The 21,652-nt window shown below is 67.4% G+C and carries 17 protein-coding genes and 1 other RNA gene; 2 read left to right on the top strand and 16 right to left on the bottom strand.

Annotation, left to right across the window (positions count from 1 at the left end; genetic code table 11):
* Nucleotides 1-6: 6 nt before the first annotated feature.
* The 14 genes from MKK63_RS29210 to MKK63_RS29145 all read right to left on the bottom strand — a co-directional run bounded on the left by MKK63_RS29210 (nucleotide 7) and on the right by MKK63_RS29145 (nucleotide 18,604).
* Nucleotides 7-1,566, bottom strand: a complete 1,560-nt coding sequence (locus MKK63_RS29210) for a formate dehydrogenase beta subunit (RefSeq protein ID WP_244007721.1) — start codon at nucleotides 1,564-1,566, stop codon at nucleotides 7-9.
* Nucleotides 1,563-2,036: a formate dehydrogenase subunit gamma gene (locus MKK63_RS29205; RefSeq protein WP_244007719.1), complete on the bottom strand. Its 474-nt coding sequence runs from the start codon at nucleotides 2,034-2,036 to the stop codon at nucleotides 1,563-1,565. Before MKK63_RS29205 ends, MKK63_RS29210 begins: the two co-directional genes overlap by 4 nt.
* 388 nt (nucleotides 2,037-2,424) lie before the next feature.
* Nucleotides 2,425-3,081, bottom strand: coding sequence for a glutathione S-transferase family protein (locus MKK63_RS29200; protein ID WP_244007717.1), 657 nt, complete (start codon nucleotides 3,079-3,081; stop codon nucleotides 2,425-2,427).
* Nucleotides 3,082-3,177: 96 nt separating this feature from the next.
* Entirely contained in the window at nucleotides 3,178-3,609 is a 432-nt protein-coding gene (locus MKK63_RS29195; RefSeq protein ID WP_244007714.1) for a cytochrome c-type biogenesis protein, read from the bottom strand.
* A 341-nt stretch (nucleotides 3,610-3,950) separates the two neighbouring features.
* Complete coding sequence (locus MKK63_RS29190) at nucleotides 3,951-5,951, bottom strand: heme lyase CcmF/NrfE family subunit (RefSeq protein ID WP_244007712.1); 2,001 nt, start codon at nucleotides 5,949-5,951, stop codon at nucleotides 3,951-3,953.
* Between the two features lie 10 nt (nucleotides 5,952-5,961).
* Nucleotides 5,962-6,474, bottom strand: coding sequence for a cytochrome c maturation protein CcmE (gene ccmE, locus MKK63_RS29185; protein WP_244007710.1), 513 nt, complete (start codon nucleotides 6,472-6,474; stop codon nucleotides 5,962-5,964).
* Between the two features lie 154 nt (nucleotides 6,475-6,628).
* Nucleotides 6,629-8,119 carry a c-type cytochrome biogenesis protein CcmI gene (ccmI, locus tag MKK63_RS29180; RefSeq protein WP_244007708.1) on the bottom strand — a complete coding sequence of 497 codons (1,491 nt, stop codon included), beginning with the start codon at nucleotides 8,117-8,119 and terminating at the stop codon, nucleotides 6,629-6,631.
* A 198-nt stretch (nucleotides 8,120-8,317) separates the two neighbouring features.
* Complete coding sequence (locus MKK63_RS29175; RefSeq protein ID WP_244007706.1) at nucleotides 8,318-9,736, bottom strand: sensor histidine kinase; 1,419 nt, start codon at nucleotides 9,734-9,736, stop codon at nucleotides 8,318-8,320.
* Nucleotides 9,737-9,984: 248 nt separating this feature from the next.
* Complete coding sequence (locus MKK63_RS29170; protein ID WP_244007704.1) at nucleotides 9,985-12,639, bottom strand: hypothetical protein; 2,655 nt, start codon at nucleotides 12,637-12,639, stop codon at nucleotides 9,985-9,987.
* 224 nt (nucleotides 12,640-12,863) lie between these two features.
* Entirely contained in the window at nucleotides 12,864-13,883 is a 1,020-nt protein-coding gene (locus MKK63_RS29165; RefSeq protein ID WP_244007702.1) for an ABC transporter ATP-binding protein, read from the bottom strand.
* Nucleotides 13,884-13,927: 44 nt separating this feature from the next.
* Nucleotides 13,928-14,773, bottom strand: a complete 846-nt coding sequence (locus MKK63_RS29160; protein ID WP_244007700.1) for a carbohydrate ABC transporter permease — start codon at nucleotides 14,771-14,773, stop codon at nucleotides 13,928-13,930.
* A gap of 2 nt (nucleotides 14,774-14,775) precedes the next feature.
* Nucleotides 14,776-15,726, bottom strand: coding sequence for a carbohydrate ABC transporter permease (locus MKK63_RS29155; protein WP_244007844.1), 951 nt, complete (start codon nucleotides 15,724-15,726; stop codon nucleotides 14,776-14,778).
* A gap of 54 nt (nucleotides 15,727-15,780) precedes the next feature.
* The gene (locus MKK63_RS29150) at nucleotides 15,781-17,037 is read right to left on the bottom strand and encodes an ABC transporter substrate-binding protein (protein WP_244007698.1); all 1,257 of its coding nucleotides are present in this window, start codon (nucleotides 17,035-17,037) and stop codon (nucleotides 15,781-15,783) included.
* A gap of 73 nt (nucleotides 17,038-17,110) precedes the next feature.
* Entirely contained in the window at nucleotides 17,111-18,604 is a 1,494-nt protein-coding gene (locus tag MKK63_RS29145; protein ID WP_244007696.1) for an alpha-glucosidase/alpha-galactosidase, read from the bottom strand.
* An 87-nt stretch (nucleotides 18,605-18,691) separates the two neighbouring features.
* Between MKK63_RS29145 and MKK63_RS29140 the strand changes: the two genes are divergently transcribed.
* Nucleotides 18,692-19,627, top strand: coding sequence for an AraC family transcriptional regulator (locus MKK63_RS29140; RefSeq protein ID WP_244007694.1), 936 nt, complete (start codon nucleotides 18,692-18,694; stop codon nucleotides 19,625-19,627).
* Between the two features lie 97 nt (nucleotides 19,628-19,724).
* Here the strand turns inward: MKK63_RS29140 and MKK63_RS29135 are convergent, their stop codons facing one another.
* Nucleotides 19,725-20,402, bottom strand: coding sequence for a response regulator transcription factor (locus MKK63_RS29135; RefSeq protein WP_091717324.1), 678 nt, complete (start codon nucleotides 20,400-20,402; stop codon nucleotides 19,725-19,727).
* Nucleotides 20,403-20,437: 35 nt separating this feature from the next.
* A complete protein-coding gene (locus MKK63_RS29130; protein ID WP_243924159.1) occupies nucleotides 20,438-20,809 on the bottom strand; it encodes a PepSY domain-containing protein in 372 nt (123 codons plus the stop codon).
* A 266-nt stretch (nucleotides 20,810-21,075) separates the two neighbouring features.
* Between MKK63_RS29130 and ssrA the strand changes: the two genes are divergently transcribed.
* Nucleotides 21,076-21,446: a transfer-messenger RNA gene (gene ssrA / locus MKK63_RS29125) on the top strand.
* Nucleotides 21,447-21,652: the final 206 nt, after the last annotated feature.

Below are 21,652 nucleotides of genomic sequence, written 5' to 3'. Positions count from 1 at the left end.
GCCTCCTCACTCAGCCGCGACGGGCAGCGAGCCCGCACGGGTGAAATCCTCGGGGAAATGGGTGATCGCGCTCATGACGGGCATCGGCGTGAGCCCGCCCATGGCGCAGAGCGACCCATCGGTCATGACTTCGCAGAGATCCGCGATCAGGGTGAGGTTTGCCTCCGGCCGGATGCCGGCGATCACCTTGTCCATGGTCTCGACGCCGCGGGTCGCGCCGACGCGGCAGGGGGTGCACTTGCCGCAGGATTCGGTGGCGCAGAACTCGAAGGCGAAACGGGCCTGGGCGGCCATGTCGACTGTGTCGTCGAACACCACGATGCCGCCATGGCCGACGAGGCCCTTCTGGGCCGCCATCGCCTCGTAATCCAGCGGCGTGTCGAGGAGATGATCGGGGAAGTAGGCCCCGAGCGGCCCGCCGACCTGGACGGCCCGGACCGGCCGCCCAGAGCGGGTACCGCCGCCGAAATCCTCGATGACCTGCCGCAGGGTGATGCCGAAGGCCATCTCGATCAGGCCGCCATGCTTGATGTTGCCGGCGAGCTGGATCGGTAAGGTGCCGAGCGAGCGGCCCATGCCGTAATCAGCGTAGGCCTTGGCGCCGTTGTCCAGGATCCACGGCACCGCCGTGAAGGTCATGACGTTGTTGACCAGCGTCGGCTTGCCGAGGAAGCCCTTCAGCGCCGGGATCGGCGGCTTGGCCCGCACGATGCCGCGCTTGCCCTCCAGGCTCTCCAGCAGCGAGGTTTCCTCGCCGCAGATATAGGCGCCGGCCCCGAGGCGGACGTCCAAGTGGAAGCTCTTGCCCGAGCCGAGGACGTCGTCGCCGAGCACCCCGGCCTGGATGCCGTTGGCGATCGCTTCCTTGAGGGTGGCGAAGGCCTGCGGATACTCCGAGCGCAGGTAGATGTAGCCGCGGGTGGCGCCCGTCGCGACGCCCGCGATCGTCATGCCCTCGATGAGGTTGAAGGGATCGCCCTCCATCATCATCCTGTCGGCAAACGTGCCGGAATCACCCTCGTCGGCGTTGCAGACCACATACTTCTGGTCCGCCTGGGCGAGCATCACGGTGTTCCACTTGATGCCGGCCGGGAAGCCGGCACCGCCCCGGCCGCGCAGGCCGGAGTCGCGCACCGCCGCCACGACGCCCTCGGCATCGAGCTTCAGGGCCGCCTCGAGGCCGCGATAGCCGCCATGGGCCCGGTAATCGTCGACGGAAACCGGATCGATCACGCCGCAGCGGTGGAAGGTCAGGCGCTGCTGCCGGGCGAGGAACGGGATCTTTTCGGGGTCGCCGAGGCGCAGGGCATGGTCGCCGCCCGTGGTCAGGCCGGCATCCAACAGCGCCTCGACATCGGCGAGCTTGACCGGGCCGTAAGCGATACGCCCCTCGGACGTGCCGACTTCCACCATCGGCTCCAGCCATGCCAGACCGCGGGATCCGGTGCGGACGATAGTCACGTCGAGGCCCCGGCGCTCGGCGCCGGCAAACAGCGCGCGGGCAACCTTGTTGGCGCCGAGGCCCAAAGCGACGGCGTCGCGGGGAACGTAGAGCGTAACGCTCACTGGCGCACCTCCGTCAAAGCGGCTTCAAGGGCGTCGGCAGTCAGATGGGCGAGCGGCTCACCGTCGATGAGGGCGGCTGGGCCGTTGGCACAGAGGCCAAGGCAATAGACCGGCTCGACCGTGGCGTTGCCGTCGGCGGTGGTCTCGTGCCAGCCGCAGCCGAGGCGGCCGAGGATTTCCCGATGGAGCGTGTCGGAGCCCATGGCCTGGCAGGCCTCGGCCCGGCACAGCTTCACCTCATGACGGCCGGCCGGATGAGCACGGAAGTCGTGATAGAAGGTGATGCAGCCATGCACCTCGGCACGCGACAGGTTCAGCGCGTCCGCGATCAGCGGCACGGCGCCGGTATCCACGTAGCCGAAAGTCTCCTGCAACGCGTGCAGGATCGGCAGCGTGGCCCCTTCGAGATGGGTGTGCTCAGCGATGATCCCGGTGGCGCGCTCGGCGCTCCAGGGCTCGTGACGCGCCATGGTTTCCAGCCCAGTCTGTTCCTGTTCTAATGCGAAGAGGAACAGAAATGCCGGTTCGCATCAATCGCGCAGTCCGGTCGCGCAACAAAGGATGTCTGTCGCGCTGTCACCCGCTTCGCGCGGAAAACGGGGTGACATGTTAAACAGCTGTCAAAAAACAGCTTTCTAAAACCGGCAGAGAGCAAATCGTTCGCGTGTGTGTCGCACCATGAATTGGTGCTATGCAAAAAATTGCAACTCTGGCGTGGCGTAAGCGCGCGTGCAAGCGGCCCTTGCGTCCTTGTGCGCGCGGTCAAGCAGCTCCGTGGAGGACCGTCGTCAATTGTGCCGCCGCGGAATCGCCACATGGCAACCCGGCCGGAACCGCCCCTTTCGCCGCCCCAGCGGATCAGAACTCCATTTCAAGTTCTTCGATCTCGTCCGGCTCGTCGGCGGCGGCCTCGGCCCACTCCACCATCAGCGGCCAGTGCAGGATCGTATCGCGATACAGGGCGGCGCGGGGCGGGAGAGCGACATCGTAGGTTCGGAAGCGGGTGCAGACGGGCGCGTACAGGGCGTCGGCGAGGCAGGGCTTGGCCCCGAACAGGAAGGGCCCGTCATAGCGGTCCAAGCAATCGTCGAAAATCGTGACGATGCGCTCGATATCGGCCTTCGCGCCGTTGAACACGCGGAAGGCGGGGTGGAAGGCGCGGAGGTTCATCGGCAGCGCCGAGCGCAGATTTACGAAACCGGAATGCATCTCGCCGGCGATCGAGCGGCAATGGGCGCGCTCCGCGATGTTGCCCGGCAGGAAGCCGGCCTCCGGGAACGTCTCGGCGAGATATTCCGCGATGGCGAGCGTGTCCCAGACCACAACGTCGCCGTGGCGCAGACGCGGTACGAGGAACGAGGGCGACAGGTGGAGCAGTTCGGCCCGGCTGCCGGCATCGGCGCCGGACAGGACCTCCGTCTCGAAATCGAGACCCGACATCCGGCAGATCAGCCAGCCCCGCAGGGACCACGAGGAATAGTTGCGGCTTGAGATGGTGAGCGTAGCGACCGTCATCGTCCTGCCCCCGGGCACGCCGCCGAACACGCGGCCCGCGATGCTCGATCCAAGACTCGTGCCGACTCGGACGAGCGAATCGCGACAGTCCGGATCTTACTCCCGTCTCAGGAGCGCGGCGACCTCCGCCTCCTCGGCGGCGGACAAGCTTCGAGCGGTCGCCGGCACGCGGCGGCGCGCGAGGCGCCAGATGCCGAACCCGCCAAGCAGCACGGCAAGGACAGGCGTCAGCCACAACAGCAGGGTGTGCAGGGCGAAGACCGGGCGCAGCAGCACGAACTCGCCGTAGCGTGCCACGACGTAGTCGAGCACCGACTTGTCGCTGTCGCCCTTCTGCAGGCGCTCGCGCACGATCAGACGCAAATCCTTGGCGAGCGGCGCATCGGAATCGTCGATCGACTGGTTCTGGCAGACGAGGCAGCGCAGCTCGGCCGAGATCTCGCGCGCACGATGCTCCAGCACCGGATCTTTCAGGACTTCGTCAGGCTGGACCGCCAGTGCGGGGGCGGTGAGCATGGCGAGGAGCATGAGCGCGGCGCCGACACGGACGCGTGCTCCCCCTCCTACCTTTGCAGGACGAAGTTCGCGCATCTCCTTTCGACGCTGGGGTCGATGAGGGAACGCGACGGGCTTCCTCTCCCGCGCGGGAGAGGGCTGGGGTGGGGGACGAGAAATCTCAGGATCGAGCACGGCACCGAAGTGTCGGTAGGTCGAGCCATTTTCTGAAGGTTCTCGCCCCTCACCCGGTCCCTCTCCCGCTCGGGAGTGGGGCCCCGCGCCCGATCCGGAAGCGAAATCGCCGGAGCCGAAATGGCAATCCGGCAGCTGAGAGGGGGGAGGGAGATCCGCGGGGGCCTTCATCTCCGTCCTCACTCGGCCGGCACCGCGTTGGGTATCGGCCGTGCCTTCGCCTTGGCGGGGGCACCCACGCGCATCCGGCGGTCCGTGAGCGAGAGCCCACCGCCCGCCGCCATCACCACGGCGCCGAGCCAGATCAGCAGCACCAGCGGCTTGTAGTACAGCCGCAGGCCGACGCTGCCGTCCTGGCCGATTTCGCCGAGGCTCGCGTAGACTTGGCTCACCCCGATCGTCAGCAGGCCGGATTCCGTGACCGCCATCTTGCGGCTCGGGTAGAAGCGCTTGCCGGTCTCAACCTGCCCGACCTCGTCGCCGGCGCGGGTCCGGATCGTGAGATAGGCGGCGGCCTCCTCGTAGTTCGGCCCCTTGCGGGGCGCGACGCTCTCCAGGGTCGCCGTGTAAGGCCCCGTCGTCAGACTTTGGCCGGGCTTGAGGGTGGCCAGCCCCTCCGCGGCCCATCCCTGCGCGGCGATGCCCAACACCACCACGCCGACGCCGGCATGGGCCAGCGCCGTGCCCCAGGCCGAGCGCGGCAGACCGATGGCGCGGCGCCCGATCTGGCCGAGCGAGCGGGCACGGCTCGATCCGTAACCCCGGGCGCGGGAGACGATCTCCAGCGCCGAGCCGATCAGCAGATAGACGCCAAGGCCGATCCCCACCGGGGCCATCACCGGGCCGCCCCAGGTCAGGGCGAGCACCCCGAAACCGACCACCAGGGCCAGGGCCAAAGCGGCGAACAGGCGCTGCGCAGCAGCGAGCACGTCGCCGCGCTTCCAGGCCAAAGCCTGCCCGGCGGGCACGATCAGCAGGAGCGGAATCGCCAGCGGCACGAAGGTCGCATTGAAGAAGGGCGGCCCGACCGTGATCTTCTCGCCGGTCAGCATCTCGAGGAGCAGCGGATACAGGGTGCCGACGAGCACCGTGGCGCAGCCCGCGACCAGGAACAGGTTGTTGAGGACGAGGGACCCCTCGCGCGAGATCGGCGCGAACAGCCCGCCCTGCCGGAGCAGCGGCGCCCGCCATGCGAACAGCGTCAACGAGCCGCCGATGAACAGAATCAGGATCGCCAGGATGAAGACGCCGCGGGTCGGGTCGGTGGCGAAGGAATGGACCGAGGTGATCACGCCCGAGCGAACGAGGAACGTGCCGATCAGCGAGAGCGAGAAGGTCAGGATCGCGAGCAACACCGTCCAGACCTTCAGGGCGTCGCGCTTCTCCATCACCACGGTGGAGTGCAGCAGCGCCGTGCCGGCGATCCACGGCATCAAGGAAGCGTTCTCGACGGGATCCCAGAACCACCAGCCGCCCCAGCCGAGTTCGTAATAGGCCCAGTAGGAGCCCATCGCGATGCCCAGCGTCAGGAAGCTCCAGGCGGTGAGCGTCCAGGGCCGCACGGCGCGGGCCCAGACGGCGTCGATCCGGCCGTCGATCAGCGCGGCGACCGCGAAGGCGAAGCTGATCGAGAAGCCGACATAGCCGATATAGAGGAGCGGCGGGTGGATCGCCAAGCCGACATCCTGCAGCAGCGGGTTGAGATCGTTGCCCTCCAGCGGCGCCGGGATGACGCGGCTGAACGGGTTCGAGGTCGTGATGATGAACAACACGAACACGAAGGTGATCAATCCCTGCACGCCGAGCGTGTTGGCTCGCAGCCGCGGCGGCACGGAGTTCTTCGCCGCCGCCACGCAGGCGCCGAACAGGGTGAGGATCAGCACCCACAGGAGCATTGAGCCCTCGTGGTTCCCCCAGACGCCGGAGATCTTGTAGATCAGCGGCTTCTGCGTGTGCGAGTTCTCGACGACGTTCTGGACCGAGAAGTCCGAGGTGACGTGCGCGTAGGTGAGCGCCGCGAAGGCGAAGAGGATGCAGGCGAAGGCGCCGAGCGCCGCCTGCGAGGCGATCTGGCGGAGTGCCGGGTCGCCCGAGCGGGCAGCCCAGATCGGCATCACCATCTGGACGAGGGAGATCGCCAGGGCGAGCGCGAGCGCGAAATGGCCGGTCTCGACGATCATGCAGGTTCTCTCACCGCTCGCTGCGGGGGCCGAGGGTCGAATCCGCCGCTGCGGCGGATGGCTTGACGGCGGGAGCCACCTTGTTCGGGCCGCCCTCCTGCCAACGCCCCTGCGCCTTCAGCGCGTCGGCCACCTCGCGGGGCATGTAGGATTCGTCGTGCTTGGCGAGTACGGTATCGGCGCGGAACTGGCCGCCCGGCTCGAGGACGCCCTCGGCGACCACGCCCTGCCCCTCGCGGAACAGGTCCGGCAGCAACCCCTTGTACTGGACGTCGACGGTGGCGTTCGTGTCGGTCACGGCGAAGTCGACCGTCTGATCCGGTCCGCGCTTGAGCGAACCGTCCTTCACGAGGCCGCCGAGGCGCAGTCGGGTGCCCGGTGCAATGCTCTGAAGTGCGATATCGGTAGGAGAACGGAAGAACACGATCGAGCCGCTCATGGCGAACAGGATCAGCCCCACGGCGAGCGCTAGCACGCTGCCGCAGGCGGCAATCAGGATCAGGCGGCGGCTCTTACGCGTCACGATACTTCCACCCCGCAGTCCGGTGGACGGTCGCCCGCCCAGACCCGAACCGTTCTCATTCTAGCTCCTCAGGGTGTCGGCCTCAGGAGAGCGCCGGTCAAGGGCGGGCATCGGGACCGATTGTCGTACGGCCGACGCCGCGCGACTGTCACGCTCAAGGGTTGGTCTTCGGAGGCAGGTCGAGTTCCCGGGCGAGTCCGTCGAGCCGCGTCACCGCATCGCCGTTGGCGGCGAGCGCCATCCGGGCGCGATCCAAGGCCCTGACCGCCTGCTCGCGCTCGCCGAGCGCGCTGTAGGAGCGCACGAGGCGCATCCACTCGTCCGGCGTACCGCCCCGGGCGGCGAGGCGCCGGTCGAGCCCCTCGACCATCCCGCGAATGGCAGCGTCGCGCTCCGCTTGCGGCATGGCGCGCACGGCCGCCATCGCGGCCTCGGTTTCGGCCCGGGCCGCCGGTCCGGCTGGGGCCGGCTCGGTCGGACGCGTCGACCCGCCCTCCGGCGCCAGACCGATGGCACGAGCGCCCTGCTCGACCTGCGCTAAACCCTGTGGATCGCCGGCGAGCGCTGTCCGGGCACGAGCCAGGGCCGCGGTCGCCTGATCGTGCTCGCCCAACACGGCCCGGGACCGAACCAGCCGCAGCCACTCGTCCGGTGTGCCGCTGCCAGCCTGCAGCCGAGCATCGAGCCCATCGACCATGCCGCGGATCGCGGCCTGCTGCTCGGCCGGGACCTTCGGGGCCGCCTGCGGCACCGCGGGCGGCGGCGCAGGCTCACCCTTGAGGCGCGCCAGGCTCTGCCGGACGATCCCGAGCCAGGGCGCATCCGGCGCGCTGGCGGTTTCGAGGGCGGCGAGCTGGCGGATCGCCCCATCGGTGTCGCCCGCCTGCTCGGCGGCACGGGCGAGAAAGAACCGGGGTTTCGGCGCGTTCGGATCCTTGGCCTGCGCCTTCTCGAACAGCACTTTGGCTTCGGGGGTGACGGTGCCGTCGCCGGCTGCCGTCAGGGCTTCGGCCTGATCGGCGAGGAGGTCGGCGGTCTCGCCCTTCAGCCGGGCGATGTTGCCGTAGGCGCGGGCGGCATCGTCGAAACGGCCGGTGCGCATGTAGACCGGAGCGAGCACGGCCCAACCACGGGCGTCATTCGGGTCACGGGCGAGCCGCGCCTCGATCTGCCCAACGGCCTTCATCAATTCATCCGTGCCGCCGCGGGTCGCCTGCCGGTCGGCTTCGGTCTGGGCCGGTAGTTCCGGCGAGCCGTAGAGGCCGTAGGCGATCAGCGCCACCAGCGGAATGGTGGAAACCGCGAAGGCCGAAGCGGCCCGACGCCGGCGCAAGCGCGGCTCGGCCGGGCGCGCGGCCTCGACGATGCCGGCGTCCTCGGCCTCCAGCCTGACCTCGCGGCTTGCCCGAAGCAGGCGCCGGCCCGCTTCCGCCCTGGCGGATTCGGCCTCCTCCGGGGCGATCAGGCCGCGCTCCTGATCACGCGCGATTTCGGCGATCTGGTCCTCGTAGAAGGCGGTCTCGGTGGCGATCGCGGTGCCGCCCGCCTCGCCGGTCGGCACGACGGCACGCCGCGACAGCGGCCAGAGCAGGCCGAGAACGGCAGCTGCAGTCATGGCCGCCAGGATGAACCAGATCGCCGTCATCGAACCTTCGCCAGCGGGCCGAACCGGCCCGTACGTCTCTCCACACCATGTGGAGCCGGCGGCGGAACGCCACGACGCCCCCCGGCGGCGGCACGGTGTCACGCAAGTGCCGCGCGAAGACAAGAGCGAAGAGAAATCACACGCCAGCGCGAAGACTTGCACCGGACCGCGAAACACGATCCGGCGCCCCGGATCGCGTCAATGCGTCGCCGCACCCACGGGCGCATCGCCCGGCACCTCCAGCACCGCTCTCAGGCCGCCGAGCGCCGCCTCCTCCAGCGTGAAGCGACCCCGATAGAGCGTGGCGAGATCCGCCACGATGGACAGGCCGAGACCGGAGCCTGGCTTCGATTCGTCGAGCCGCCGCCCCCGGCCGAGCACGGCTTGGCGCGCCTCCGGCGGAAGGCCGGGGCCGTCATCCTCGATGGCGACGACGAGGTGGGGATAATCGGCCTTGGTCACCGCCTCGGCCCGGATCGCCACCCGGGCATGGGCCCATTTCGACGCGTTGTCGACGAGGTTGCCGACCATCTCCTCGAAGTCCTGCCGCTCTCCCCGGAAGCGCAAACCCGGGGGGACATGGACGTCGTAGGCGATGTCCTTGTCGCGGTAGATCTTGCCGAAGGTGCGCACGAGGCCGGCCAGCGCCGGCTCGACCTCCGTCGACGTGCCGAGCGTGCCGGCAAGCGCGGCGGCCCGGGCCCGGTCGAGATGATAGTTCACCTGATCGCGCATCACCGCCGCCTGCTCGCGGATCTTCTGGGCCAGTTCCTCCGGTGCGTCCGAGGCGCCGACCTCGTTGACGATGATCGAGAGCGGCGTCTTGAGGGCGTGGGCGAGGTTGCCGACCTGCGTGCGGGCGCGCTCCAGGATCTCGCGGTTGGTCTCGATCAGCAGGTTCACCTCGCCGGTGAGCGGGGCGATGTCGCGCGGATAGGTCCCGGTGATCCGGTCGGCCTCGCCCCGGCGGACCGCCCCCAGCGCCGCGCGCATCTTCTTCAAGGGCGCGAGGCCGAACCGGATCTGCAGCAGGGTGGTGAGCGCCAACGATAGGCCGAGCAGGCCGAACGTGATCGTAAGCGAATTGCGGAAGCGGTCGACGTCGTTGACGATCTCGTCCGCCGGCCCGGCGACCCGGACCGTGTAGCGGCCCTCCTCGCCGAGATCGACGTCACGCTCCATGATGCGCAGCAGGCGCCCGTCCTGCGCCCGGCCGTAGCCCTGGCGGATCTGCCCGACCCCGACCTTGCCCTCGGAATCGGTGGCGGGCGGCAGCGGCACACCGACCAGTGAGCGGGAGGTGCGCACGTCCCGGGGCTTCGCGTCGGGTTTGCCGACCTGCCAGTACCAGCCCGACAGGGGCAGATCGAAGCGCGGATCGCCCAGCGAGAAGGTCCGGCTCTCGGGATCGTTCGGCGAGACGAGATCGGTGGCGAGGTTGTTGGTGAAGACGAGCAGACGACTGTCGAAGGCGCGCTCGGTGTTCTCGCGGTAGAGCGTGGTCAGGATCCAGGCGGCGATCAGCAGGATCGCGGAACTCGACAGGAAGGCCGATACGGCGAGCCGCACAGCGATGGAGCGGCGGCGCAGGGAGAAGAGGCCGATCAGGTCAATCACGACGCGGTCACCACGCGACCCGGTCCCTCAGTACGGCCCCTGGCGGCCCGGCCTGCCGCCGCCCCGATCTGCAGCGCCGCTTCGTCCGGGTCAAGAATGCATGCTGGCCGCTCGGGGCGAACCGGCTCCTCCATTCTGAGAGAGCCGGCCCACGCGATGAGCCTTCGTCACGGAAGGCGGCGCGTCGAAACCTCCTTCAGAAAGTCCGACGCGCCATGGGCGCCGTGCAGAGTGACGGCGCCATCACCTCACACGATCGGAGACGTGAAAGACCGCGTTGGCTGCACGGGAGCAAAAATGACCGCATCGATGTACGGCCCGACATCGCCAGAGCTGAAAATCGTCACGGGCATGTCGTTCGTCTTCAGCGTGACCGGCAGGGTTTTCTGCCAGAAGCTGATCCAGCTATACGTGTACCTCAAGCGCGTCGATCCGACGAGATCACCGGCTTCAGAGATGGAAACCTTCAGATCCACCACCTGGGGGTTGTATTCATGTTTGCCGGCAACCTGAGCATTCGCATACACGATCGTGACATCGTAATCTCCTGATCCGATCGAAGCGGGCCGACTGATCTGGAGTGCATTGGCCGACCCGCCGCCGAGACCGGTCACGTAGCCGCTGCCGGATACATTCGAGCCCGCGGACGGATCTATGGCCGCGAACTTCGCGGAGCCCATGACCTGTGCCGTTCCGGCTGAGACCCGATAGGCGTTCGCATCCGCTCCGGAGTTTCTCTTGGTCGTGAGCGTTTGAACGCGCACCTCGGTGGATAACGTGAGAACGATCTCGTTGATCCCCTCCGCGAGATGAACGGTCAGCCCGCTCTGCCAGCGGCCGGCCTTGTCGACCGAGGGAATTGGCAGATCACGCCCGTTCAGGGACAGCATGATCGCCGCCGGGCCGGACGAGGACCACGCGAGCCCCACATCGTAGTAGCCGCGCTCGATCGCCGTCACGTAGAAGTGGGCCGCCCCTTGATCCACCAGCACCGCGTAGCCCGTGTCATCCGTCCCCCAGTCGAGTTTCGATCCGCCACGCAACCTGAAGGTGGTCGACTGGTACTCGGTGATCTCACCATCACCGACATATTTTAGGAACAGCTTGTCCAAGGTTATGTCGGATCCGGGCAGCTTCGAGACCCCATCGGAACTCGCCCGGATGGACAGCGTATGCTCACCGGATGTCAGCGTGACGGACCGCTCGGCACTGCCCCGGTAATTCCACCGATCCGTGCTCGTCAAAGCAAGATCCGCCGCGTATTGAATGATCCCCTGATCTTTTCCATCCACGAACAGGGCATGCCGCCCGGGCGCTCCGGGTGTCGATCCGATCACCTGAAGGCGATACGATCCATCCTTCGGAACAGTGACCTTCCAATCCAGCCGCGATCCGGGATCGTTGAATTGACCGACATCGCGGCCGCCGGACGCCAGGAACTGCCAGACGTTGGACGCGGTTGGGCTATGTGTGAAGACCTTGGCGTTCGAGATCTGAAGATTCTCCGCTTCGGCCGAGATGAGCCACGTCTGTGAGGCAAACGACTGAATCACATCACGCAGTTGGGCCGGCGTGATCAGGATCTGGTAGCCGGAATACAGATCACAGCCCGGAACGGTGAGGTTGAAACCGCCGCTCGCGATGTCGATCTTCCGCGCGGCCTGGATGACCCGCGGGGTTTCCGAAAGTCCTTCCGTGCCACAATGCACGACCTGCCTGACCTCGATGTCCACGCTGGTTCCGAACAGGGCCGTATCCAGCCCCGTGACAGCCAGCGCGACATCGCCATCCCGGCCGCCCCACAGGATCGTGGCCCGCCGGTTGTCCGTGTCGATGGCACCGATCGCCCGGAGCCTGTCGGCCGTCTTGGTCGACGGCGTCGTCATCTGAACGGTCTCGCTGCCGTCGAGATCGCCGTACCACTTGAACATCCACCAACCGCCGTTGGCTCCGGCTGGCCGCGCGGTGTTGTCGGACAGATTGCCGGCATAGTTCCAGTAGGCGGCCTGAGCATCGATCTTCGTCTGCTCGAACAAGGACATCCACTGGATCAACTGGCCCGGAACGCTCATGTCCAGCAGCATGCCGTATTCGGTGATGTTGATCGCGATCGGCGAAATGCCGAGCGAAATCTCGACAGCGCGATATTCCTGATAGTGAATCGGATAGGTCCTCAGATTGTCGACGCCCAACTCGTGCCAGATGAAGACATCCGGAAGACACTTGTTGTCGCGCGCGAAGGTCAGCAAATCGGTCGACTGGTCCTTGCGCCACTGCGTGTGGGCAGGGCCGCCGATCCGCGCGTGGCCAAGTCCGTGGCGAGCCCAGACGGCCTGGATCTTGTCGTAGGCCGCCTTCCAGTCGTCCAGGAACTGCTGCTTGATCTTGGACCAGTTCGCGTACCAATTCCCGCCGTCCGGCTCGTTGAACGGAACGAAGACGTAGCGCTCGGGATGAGCCGACTGCGTGGCGACCGCCTCGGTCACGAACTCGATGACTTCGAGATAGTCCCAGACTCCGTTCGCCGTCTCCGTGAATGTCCCGTCCTTCAGATTGTAGGTCCGGGTATCGCCGGGGCGCACGCCCCCGTTGTAGGCCCAGTCCGGATAATAGTCCTGAATGTAGATGCACATATCCTTGCCGTAACCGGCGAAGAAGCTCGTCTCGACTTCCAGGACATCGCCCGACGGGTGTTGGGTCCCGTACGGGGCCTTCTGCGAGGCGTTGGTGATGTGCGCCCCGTTGATCAGGGCCTGCGTCGGAACGCCGTCGTCGCCGAGACCGTAGAGGAAGCCGCTGGCCCCGCCACGGAAGGCTCCCGTTCTTGCTTTGTTCCCAAAATCGGCCTTCACGGTATTGTCTGACGCGTCGCTCGTCTGCGCGTGCGTGGTGATATCCGACATGTGGACCTCCGGGTGATGGGGGGTCGCCCCTGCCATGCCGCTTCACGGGCATGGCTCTTCCGCCGACGACAAACGGCTTTGCCGGCCGCACCTTTCGGTGGGCCGGTTGTCAGGACCGCGTGTCGTCGATCAGATCTGGAAGCCGCCCATGGGACGCCCGCAGCACCGTCGCGTGCCGGGGGGAAAGCGCCCGGTCGCGGGCGCTCCATGAGAGGCTTTGATGATCAGATGCGCAGGGCTTCGCCGTTCGCGGTGAAGCGGTGCAGATGCGCCCGCTCGGGGACGACCACCACCGGGGCACCGCGGTCGATCCGGAACTCGCCGGTCACGCGGGCATTCACGGTCGCGCCTTCGTTCAGCCGCACATGGACAAACGTGTCGGATCCGAGGTGCTCCGAGAGAGCGGCGATGCCGGGCAGCCCGTCGTCCGTGCCGTTGCCGGCCGCGGGCACGATCGCGAGATGTTCCGGCCGGATCCCGATGACCGGGGCGCCCAGCGCGTCCGCCGCCGGGCCGCGCAGGATATTCATCGTCGGCGAGCCGATGAACTGCGCGACGAACAGGTTGGCCGGCGTGTTGTAGATCTCCAGGGGCGAGCCGATCTGCTCGATGCGGCCCTTGTTGAGCACCACGATCGTGTCGGCCATGGTCATCGCCTCGACCTGATCGTGCGTGACGTAGATCATCGTGGTGCCGAGCTGCCGGTGCAGCTCGGCGATCTCGATCCGCATGCCGGCCCGCAGGGCGGCGTCGAGGTTCGAGAGCGGTTCGTCGAACAGGAACGCCTTCGGCGCGCGGACGATGGCCCGACCGATGGCCACGCGCTGACGCTGGCCGCCCGACAGCTGGCTCGGACGGCGTTCGAGAAGCTCGGTCAGGTTGAGCCGGTTCGCCGCCTCCGCGACCTTCCCGGCGATCGCCGCCTTCGGCACGCCGGCCATCTTCAGCGGGAAGCCGATATTCTCCGCGACGCTCATGTGCGGGTAGAGGGCGTAGGACTGGAACACCATGGCAAGGCCGCGCTCGGCCGGCGGGGCCTGGCTCACATCCCGCCCGTCGATCTCGATCGTGCCGCCCGAGATCTCCTCCAGGCCGGCGATCAGGCGCAGCAGGGTCGACTTCCCACAGCCCGAGGGGCCGACGAAGACGACGAACTCACCGCCCGCGATCTCCAGATCGAGGGGCGGAATCACCGTCTTGTCGCCGAACGTCTTCGAGACCTGCCGCAAGCGGATGGACGTCATCGAACACCGAACCCTTTGACGTTGTTTTCTTGATTCACGCCGGATCAGCCCTTCACCGCGCCGGCGGTGAGACCGGTGATCAGGAACCGCTGCACGTAGACGAAGCCGAGCGCCACCGGCACCGCGGCCAGTACGGAGGCGGCCGTCAGCGAGCCCCAATCCGTCTGGTGCGATCCCTTGAAGAGCATGATGCCCGGCGTCAGCGTCCGGCGGGCATCGTCGTTGATCAGCACGTAGCCGAACATGAACTCGTTCCAGGCGGCGATGAAGGCGAAGACGGCGGTCGCCATCAGGCCCGGGAGCGTCACCGGCAGGAGGATGCGCAGGATGAAGCCCAGGCGCGAGCACCCGTCCATCGCCGCCGCCTCCTCCAGCTCGCGCGGGACCGCGTCGAAGAAGCCCTTCAGCATGAAGCTGGCGAGCGGCACCATGAAGGTGCAGTAGACGATGACGAGCGCCGCGTAGGTGCTGAGCAGCCCCATGTTGCGGATCAGGACGTAGAGCGGGATCAGCAGCAGGACGCCGGGGATCATCTGCGAGACGATCAGCCCCCCGGTGACGATCTGCGTCACCGACAGGTAGGACCAGCGGCTCATCGCGTAGCTGGCGAAGACCGAGAGGCTGACGGTCAGGATCGTCGAGACTCCGGCAACGATCAGGCTGTTGCCGAAATAGATGAGGAACGGGCTCTCCAGCACGACCGCGCGGAAGTTGCTGAAGGTCGGGCTCGCGATCCAGAGTGTCGGTGCCGTGCTGAACACCTCGGCGGCCGGCTTGAACGCCGTGTCGAGCATCCAGAGGAACGGGAAGACGCAGAACGCCACGAAGAACACGAGCACGAAGCCGGTGGTGAGCGCGGACAGGGTCCGGTGACGCGCGGAGACCACCATGATCAGCGGGCCTCCCGCGCCCGAACGAGGAGGGCCTGCACGAGGAAGAGCATCGCCATCGCGGCCATCGACAGGGTGGCCAGGGCGCAGGCGAGGCCGACGTCGAACTCCTGCATGGCGTAGCGGTAGATCAGGATCGGCAGCGTTTCCGTAGCGTCGAGCGGGCCGCCCTGGGTCATCACCCAGATGAAGTCGAAGTTGATCGCGGTCCAGATGATGTGGATGACGATCAGGGTCAGCGACACCGGCCGGAGGTGCGGCAGCGTGATGACGAAGAAGCGCCGGACGATTCCCGCGCCATCCAGCGCCGCCGCCTCGTACAGGTCGTCCGGGATCGAGGTCAGCGCCGCCAGCAGGCTGATCGTGTAGAACGGGAAGCTGCGCCAGACATTGACCAGGGTGACCGTGATCAGGGCCGTCTCGCTGCGCCCGAGCCAGTCAAAGGGCGCGGCCAGGACGCCCATACGGACCAGCCAGGCATTCAGAACCCCGTAATCGGGATTGAGCAGCCACGCCCAGTTCACGCCCGCGATGGCGATCGGAATCACCCAGGGCAGGATGATGAGGCCGCGCACCAGGGCACGCCCCCGGAACGGCTGGGCCAGCGCCAGGGCCGTGGCGAGCCCGCAGGCATATTCCCCAGCCACCGACAGGACGGTCCAGACCAGCGTATGCGTCAGCGCCGGAACGAAGTGCTCGTCGTCGAGCACCATCCGGAAATTGTCGAGGCCCGCGAAGCCGCCGACCGCGGCATCGATCAGGCTGGCATGGTGCAGGCTCTGCCACAGCACGCCGGCCAGCGGGACGGCGATGAGGGCCGCGACCAGCACCGCGACCGGGGCGAGGAAGGCGCAGGCGGCCCGGACTCGCGCCGACGGCCAGAGGACGCGTCGGGCAGCGCGTCCGATGCCGGCCTGCGGCCGGGACGCGATCGATCCGGTTGCCATATCCATGGTTGTCACGCCCGCGCCTCCCCGCGCCTGGATCCCGAAAGCCGAGTGCGGCGGTTATTCCGAGAGTTGTCCGGAGCGTTTCAGGCTCTTGTTGATGGCTTGCGCGAGCCAGGCCGCGACGGCGGCCGGCTTTTCGCCCTTGAGGAGCACGCGCCCGAGGGCGGTCTCCATGTCGCGGGGGATCGAGCCCAGAACGATCGGCGGGAAGGCGATGCCGACCGGCACCAGGTCCGTGAACGGCTTGCCCCAGACCGGGTCACCCGTCACGTCGGAGCGCGGCGAGCGATCCGGGAACACCTTCGCCTGCACGTCTCGGCTCAGCAGGAAGGTGGCGAGCTTCCAAGTGGCATCGACGTGCTTGCCGTTGAAAAGGTAGAGCGGCGCAATCTCGAAGAAGGTCGCGGCCGTCCGACCGGCCGGCGGCGGCGCCACAGCGACATCCCGCATCGTCACCGGATGCTGATCGATGCGGCCCTTCATCCAAGAGCCGTTCATCACCATGGCGTACTGACCGAGGGCGAAGTTGGTGTCCTCGTCCTCCCAACCCCAATTGGCCGATTGCGGCGGGATCGCCTTCTCGGAGAGCAGCCGCCCGTACAGCGCCAACACCCCGGTCGCCCGTTCGAGCTCCTCGGGCGCCTCGGCCCAGGTGTTGCGGTATTTGCCGTCCGGCATCCGCTTCGCGATCTCGACGCCGTTCTGGCCGAGGCAAGTGATGAATTCCTGCGGTGCGCGGGCCCCCTTGCCGACGATGCCGAAGCCCGGCTTGCCGGTCTTGGCCTGGATGGCGGCGGAGGTCTGAACCAGCTCGTCCCAGGTCTTGGGCGGCGCCTCGATGCCCGCCGCCTTCAGCATGTCGGCATGATAGAGCAGCGCGCGCAGGCCGAGATAATTGGGCAGCGCCCGCAGCTTGCCGTCGATCGTCAGGTTCCGGACGACGTTGGGATACAGCGCGCCGAGGTCGGGCCAGGCCTTGGCGTGGGCGCTGAGATCGGCCAGCACGCCCATCTTGTTGAACTCGCCGAACCACTCGCTGAGGCCCCAGGCGATGTCGGGGGCATCGCCGCCCGCGAGCGCCGTCACCAGCTTATCGTGCAGGGCGTCGTAGGCGATGACCTGCGTCTTGACCTTGATGTCGGGATTGGCGGTCTCGAATTCCGCGATGGCCGCCTGCGCCGCCTTCGCCTCGGCCTGGAGCGGGTCCCACGCGACCCAATAGGTGAGCGTCGTCGGCTCCGCGCGTGCGGGTCCCGCAGCCAGCAGCGGAAACAGAGCTGCCATCGCCAGCAGCTGGCGCCTGAAGATCGCCATCGTATTCCTCCCCCTCGATGTGTCTTGTTTTTTGTCGTTGACGGCCGGGCGAACGCGTCGCCCGGCCGTTGTCTCAGGCGACGATCTGCTCGTCCGGCGCGACGGTCTCGTTGCCGGTGCGCTGCGCCGTCCGAATCTCTTCGACCGACCGCACCGGGAGCCGCGCGGCCCCGGCCCAGTCCCGGCGGGGCACCGTCGCGTTCGCCAGCCGCCTTTTCGCGCCCTCGATCGCCCCGGCGTATTGCGGCAGCCACGCGGCCTGGGCGACGACCATCTCGTCGACCATCTGCCAGACCTCGTCCGGCGTGCAGACCGCGCCCACCAGCGGATCGTTGAGGACGGCCTGCTTCAGCAGATCGAGATCCCCGGTCACCGCGGCCTTGACCGACATCCGCTGCACGTTGATCGACGCGATGCAGGGGGCCGCGCAGGCATCCGACAGGGTGAGGCCGGCGACCATGTTGAGGCCGAACCGATCGACGAAGCCGGTGCTCTCGACGATCGCGTCCGCGGGTAGATTCGTGATCAGGCCGTTGTTCTTGACGTTGAAGTGGCCGCGATAGACCCGGCCGGTCTCCAGCGCCTCGATGATGTAGCTGGCGTGCTCGACGGTCCTGCGGGCCGGGTCGATGAGCCGGCTGGAACTGGCGAGGTATTGCGGAAATTCCTGCTCGAACCAGTTCCGGCCCTCGGTGCAGACCCGCAGGTAGCCCCCGGTCTCGCCGTGGATCCAGTCCGACAGGTCGATCCAGCGCTCGATCTCGTCGGGGCGCTTGCGGTACCAGGGCAGGTACTCGGACAGGTGGCCGTTGGACTCGGTCGAGTAGACGCCGAAGCGGCGCAGGACGTCGATCCGGACCTTCTCCTGCTTGGAGATGACGGGGTGCCGCTCATAACCGGCCAGCAGTTCCTCGGCCGACACGCGCCGGCCGTTCCAGCGGATGTCGACGTACCAAGTCTGATGATTGATCCCGGTGCAGACGTATTCGATCGCGTTCGGATCCTCGGCGCCGAGGACTTCGGCGATCTGCTTCCAGCCGTGCTGGATGCCGTGGCACAGGCCGATCGTGTCGACCCCGCCGTGGTCGATCGCCGCCCAGGTGTTCATCGCCATCGGGTTGGCGTAGTTCAGCAGGCGCGCACCCGGCTCGGCGACCGCGCGGATATCCTTGCAGAAATCGAGGAGTGCCGCGATCGAGCGCTGCCCGTACAGGATGCCGCCGGCGCAGATCGTATCGCCGACGCACTGGTCGATGCCGTAGCGGAGCGGGATCCCGATATCGTCCGCGAAAGCCTCCAGACCGCCGATCCGGGTACAGTTGATCACGTACCGGGCACCGGCCAGCGCCTCGCGCCGATCCATCGTGGCCGAGACCTTGGTCGGCAGCCCGTTGGCGGAGATCATCCGGTTCAGGATCTCCGAGATCATCCCAAGATTACGCTCGTTGATATCAGTGAGCGCGACCTCGATATCGTGCAATTCAGGAACGCACAGAATATCCCGCACCAATGTTCGCGTAAAACCGACGCTCCCCGCGCCAATGATCGCAATCTTGAAGCTGGCCATCGTGCCCTCCCACGGCCCGAAACACATGGACCGTGCACAGAAATCTTCTTGTTGCTGTGAGGTAACGCTACGCCCGGCGCCCGGGCCGTGAAAGAGGAAATTGGAACCTTCGCGGGTAATTTTATGCTCGATGCGCTGGACCAGGCGGGGCCCTTCCGCAGAACCATCTCGTTCCCGCGTCGGCATGGCGGCTTCCACGTCATGCCGACGAGCGCCGGGCACGAGCGGGCGCAGCCGGGCGCCTACGATTGGGACGGGCTGAAGCGCGGACAAACGCCGTTCTCCGTCCTGCAGCACACCGTGGCGGGCCGGGGGCGCCTGCAATACGAGCGGCGCCTGTGGCGACCCGAGGCCGGGCAGACCATGCTGGTCTCGATCCCGCATGCCCACCGCTACTGGCTCGAGCCGGGCGAGGAGTGGTCGTTCTTCTGGATCGCGATCACCGGCCGGGAAGCCCTGCGGCTCAACCGGGCGATCCAGCGCGTCGCCGGGCCGGTCTTCCGCCTACGGACCGAGACATTGGATGCCCTCGCGGCCGTCTGCTCGTCGCTGCGGGTGCCCCTGTCCGGTGCGGGACAAGCGTCCAGCTTGGCCTATCAGGCGATCATGCTGATCTACGACGACGTGATGGCCCGCGAGGAGCGGACCGACGCCGCGACAGGGAACGAGACCATCGATCGCACCATCGCGTTCATCCGCGCGCATCCGGGCGGCGCGCTGGATATCGAGACGCTGGCGGCAATTGCCGGCGTGAGCCGGTCGCATTTCAGCCGCCTGTTCATCCGCACCAAGGGTGTCGCACCGGCCGAGTTCGTGGTTCGGCAACGGATGGACCTGGCGGTCCGCCTGCTGGCCAACGGGCAGCTCAGCATCAAGGCCGTCTCCAGCGGGTGCGGGTATCCCGATCCCAACTATTTCGCCAAGGTCTTCCGGCGCACCTACGGGATCAGCCCGACCGAGTTCCGGAGCACCGGCATGTACGCCGCCCCCGGCCGCGACGATGGTCAGACGTTTCCGCCTTGAGCGAGCGCCGTTGCCGTGCCGCACGGTGCCGAGCAGCCAGATCTCCCGGCAGGTCCCGGCGACACAGCATCGGCGCCCGGATGGGGTGCCGCCCCGCTCAAACCCGCGCCGGCGGCTGGTTGGGATCCACGAGGTAGCCGAGGCCGCGCACCGTCTGGATCAGGTCCACGGCGAGCTTCTTGCGCAGGCGCCCGACGAACACCTCGATGGTGTTGGAATCCCGGTCGAAATCCTGGTCGTAGAGGTGCTCGGTGAGCTCGGCCCGGGACACGACCCGGCCGGTATGGTGCATCAGGTAGGAGAGCAGCCGGTATTCGTGGCTCGTCAGCTTCACCTGCGCGCCGTCGACGAAGACCTTGCCGGAGCGCGTATCGAGGGTGACCGGCCCGCAGGCGATCTGGCTGGAGGCGTGGCCGGCGGCGCGGCGCAGGAGCGCGCGGACCCGGGCCATCAGCTCTTCCATGTGGAAGGGCTTGGTGACGTAATCGTCCGCGCCGGCATCGAAGCCATCGACCTTGTCGGACCAGCGGTCCCGGGCGGTGAGGATGATCACCGGCGTCTTCACACCGGCCCGGCGCCACTTCTGCAGCACCGTGACGCCGTCCGCCTTCGGCAGGCCCATGTCGAGGATGATGGCGTCGTAGGGCTCGCTCTCGCCGAGATAGCCGCCCTCCTCGCCGTCATAGGCCTTGTCGGCGACGTAGCCGGCCTCCTCCAGGGCGGCGACCACCTGCCGGTTGATGTCCTTGTCATCCTCCACGACGAGCAGACGCACGGTTCACTCCCCTCCGAAACGATCGCGGCGCCCGCTCAATATTGCCCAGCCACACTGCCGGTGCGCGCGTCCACGATGACGTGCACGAAATGACCGTCCCGGCGCAAGGCGGTCAGCATGTAGACGAGGGTGTCCTCGTGTCGGCAGAGGCTCGCACGCTGGATCTCGGCCCGCGGAATCACCGACCGGGCCGCGCGGATCGCCGCCACGGGGGGGATCACCCGGCGCTCGCCGACCTCCTCGCGCATGTCGGCCGGCGACAGGCAGGTCTCGATCCGAAGCGGCGCCTGGCCGGAAACCGCGCCCGTCTGCGGGGCCGGCCCGTCATCGGCCATGGAGCCGAGGCCGCCCGCGGCAAGGGCCGCGGCAGTCAGGCCGATAGCAACGAGGGCGATGGCGTAGCGCATTGGTAGGAGATGTGGGCCGGGGGCACTGAATGTGCCCTGAATACGGGGCTGTTGACGTCCCGCGGCGGGCGCGTCGTCGGGTAGGTGCAGGATGGGATATCGGCGGGCGGACGGCATCGTGCCGGCACTACGGCTGAGTCTGCGCCCGGTTCCCCCGCAGCGTGCTCCGCGAAGTCCCCCTGCTTCCGGGGGGAGGTCCGCGGCCCCGTGTCCGACGCAGGGCACAATTTGCTGCTGGACCGCGGATCCGCTTCCGGAGTAAGATCGTCGTGAGGTTGATGACCGGTTCATAATAACGCTTCAGGACCCGGGGGCGGTACCCGGCGCCTCCACCAGAAGCATCCTGCCCCCGAATACCGTACGGGGATCAGAGCGAGCGTCCGACGTTGCGGACGGTGCGCTGCCAGGGTGCTTCTCGTGGGGGTGAAACAGGTTCGACTGGGCGGTAAAGGGATCGCGAGTTCTGTCCTGCTTCGGCAGGGTAAGATGCGACTTTCGGTAAGGACTCGACCGGTTTGGCGCGGGCAACCCCCGTTCCAGGCACCTGACCAAAACTCTAAATGCCAACGACAACGTCGGCATGGAGATGCGCCTCGCGGCGTAATCTTCCGGGGCGTGGGCACGCCTAGCAACAGAACCCGGGGCTTCGGCCCCGGGGCCCGCTTTTTCCTCCCCGAAGAACCCTGAGAACACTGGGTTGACGCACCCGGCGGTGCTTGGCTGCCTGCGTCATGACGGATCCGGCGCGCATCGCGCCGTGTTGCCGACAGCATCGCGAACGGCACGCTGACGGACAGCGATTCGCGATCGATCGCCTCACACCCGCACGCGTCCCCTCCTCAA

Origin of the sequence: Methylobacterium sp. J-088, from assembly GCF_022829295.1 — a bacterium.
In the GTDB taxonomy this organism is placed as follows: Bacteria; Pseudomonadota; Alphaproteobacteria; order Rhizobiales; family Beijerinckiaceae; genus Methylobacterium.
This window is presented reverse-complemented; position numbering and strand designations above follow the sequence as displayed.

What these genes read in the sequence shown, in the direction of transcription:
- MKK63_RS29205 (WP_244007719.1), bottom strand. Translation starts at nt 2,036, where the DNA reads ATGGCGCGTCACGAGCCCTGGAGCGCCGAGCGCGCCACCGGGATCATC.
- MKK63_RS29200 (WP_244007717.1), bottom strand. Translation starts at nt 3,081, where the DNA reads ATGACGGTCGCTACGCTCACCATCTCAAGCCGCAACTATTCCTCGTGG.
- MKK63_RS29195 (WP_244007714.1), bottom strand. Translation starts at nt 3,609, where the DNA reads ATGCTCCTCGCCATGCTCACCGCCCCCGCACTGGCGGTCCAGCCTGAC.
- MKK63_RS29190 (WP_244007712.1), bottom strand. Translation starts at nt 5,951, where the DNA reads ATGATCGTCGAGACCGGCCATTTCGCGCTCGCGCTCGCCCTGGCGATC.
- ccmI (WP_244007708.1), bottom strand. Translation starts at nt 8,119, where the DNA reads ATGACGGCGATCTGGTTCATCCTGGCGGCCATGACTGCAGCTGCCGTT.
- MKK63_RS29170 (WP_244007704.1), bottom strand. Translation starts at nt 12,639, where the DNA reads ATGTCGGATATCACCACGCACGCGCAGACGAGCGACGCGTCAGACAAT.
- MKK63_RS29165 (WP_244007702.1), bottom strand. Translation starts at nt 13,883, where the DNA reads ATGACGTCCATCCGCTTGCGGCAGGTCTCGAAGACGTTCGGCGACAAG.
- MKK63_RS29160 (WP_244007700.1), bottom strand. Translation starts at nt 14,773, where the DNA reads ATGGTGGTCTCCGCGCGTCACCGGACCCTGTCCGCGCTCACCACCGGC.
- MKK63_RS29155 (WP_244007844.1), bottom strand. Translation starts at nt 15,726, where the DNA reads ATGGATATGGCAACCGGATCGATCGCGTCCCGGCCGCAGGCCGGCATC.
- MKK63_RS29150 (WP_244007698.1), bottom strand. Translation starts at nt 17,037, where the DNA reads ATGGCGATCTTCAGGCGCCAGCTGCTGGCGATGGCAGCTCTGTTTCCG.
- MKK63_RS29145 (WP_244007696.1), bottom strand. Translation starts at nt 18,604, where the DNA reads ATGGCCAGCTTCAAGATTGCGATCATTGGCGCGGGGAGCGTCGGTTTT.
- MKK63_RS29130 (WP_243924159.1), bottom strand. Translation starts at nt 20,809, where the DNA reads ATGCGCTACGCCATCGCCCTCGTTGCTATCGGCCTGACTGCCGCGGCC.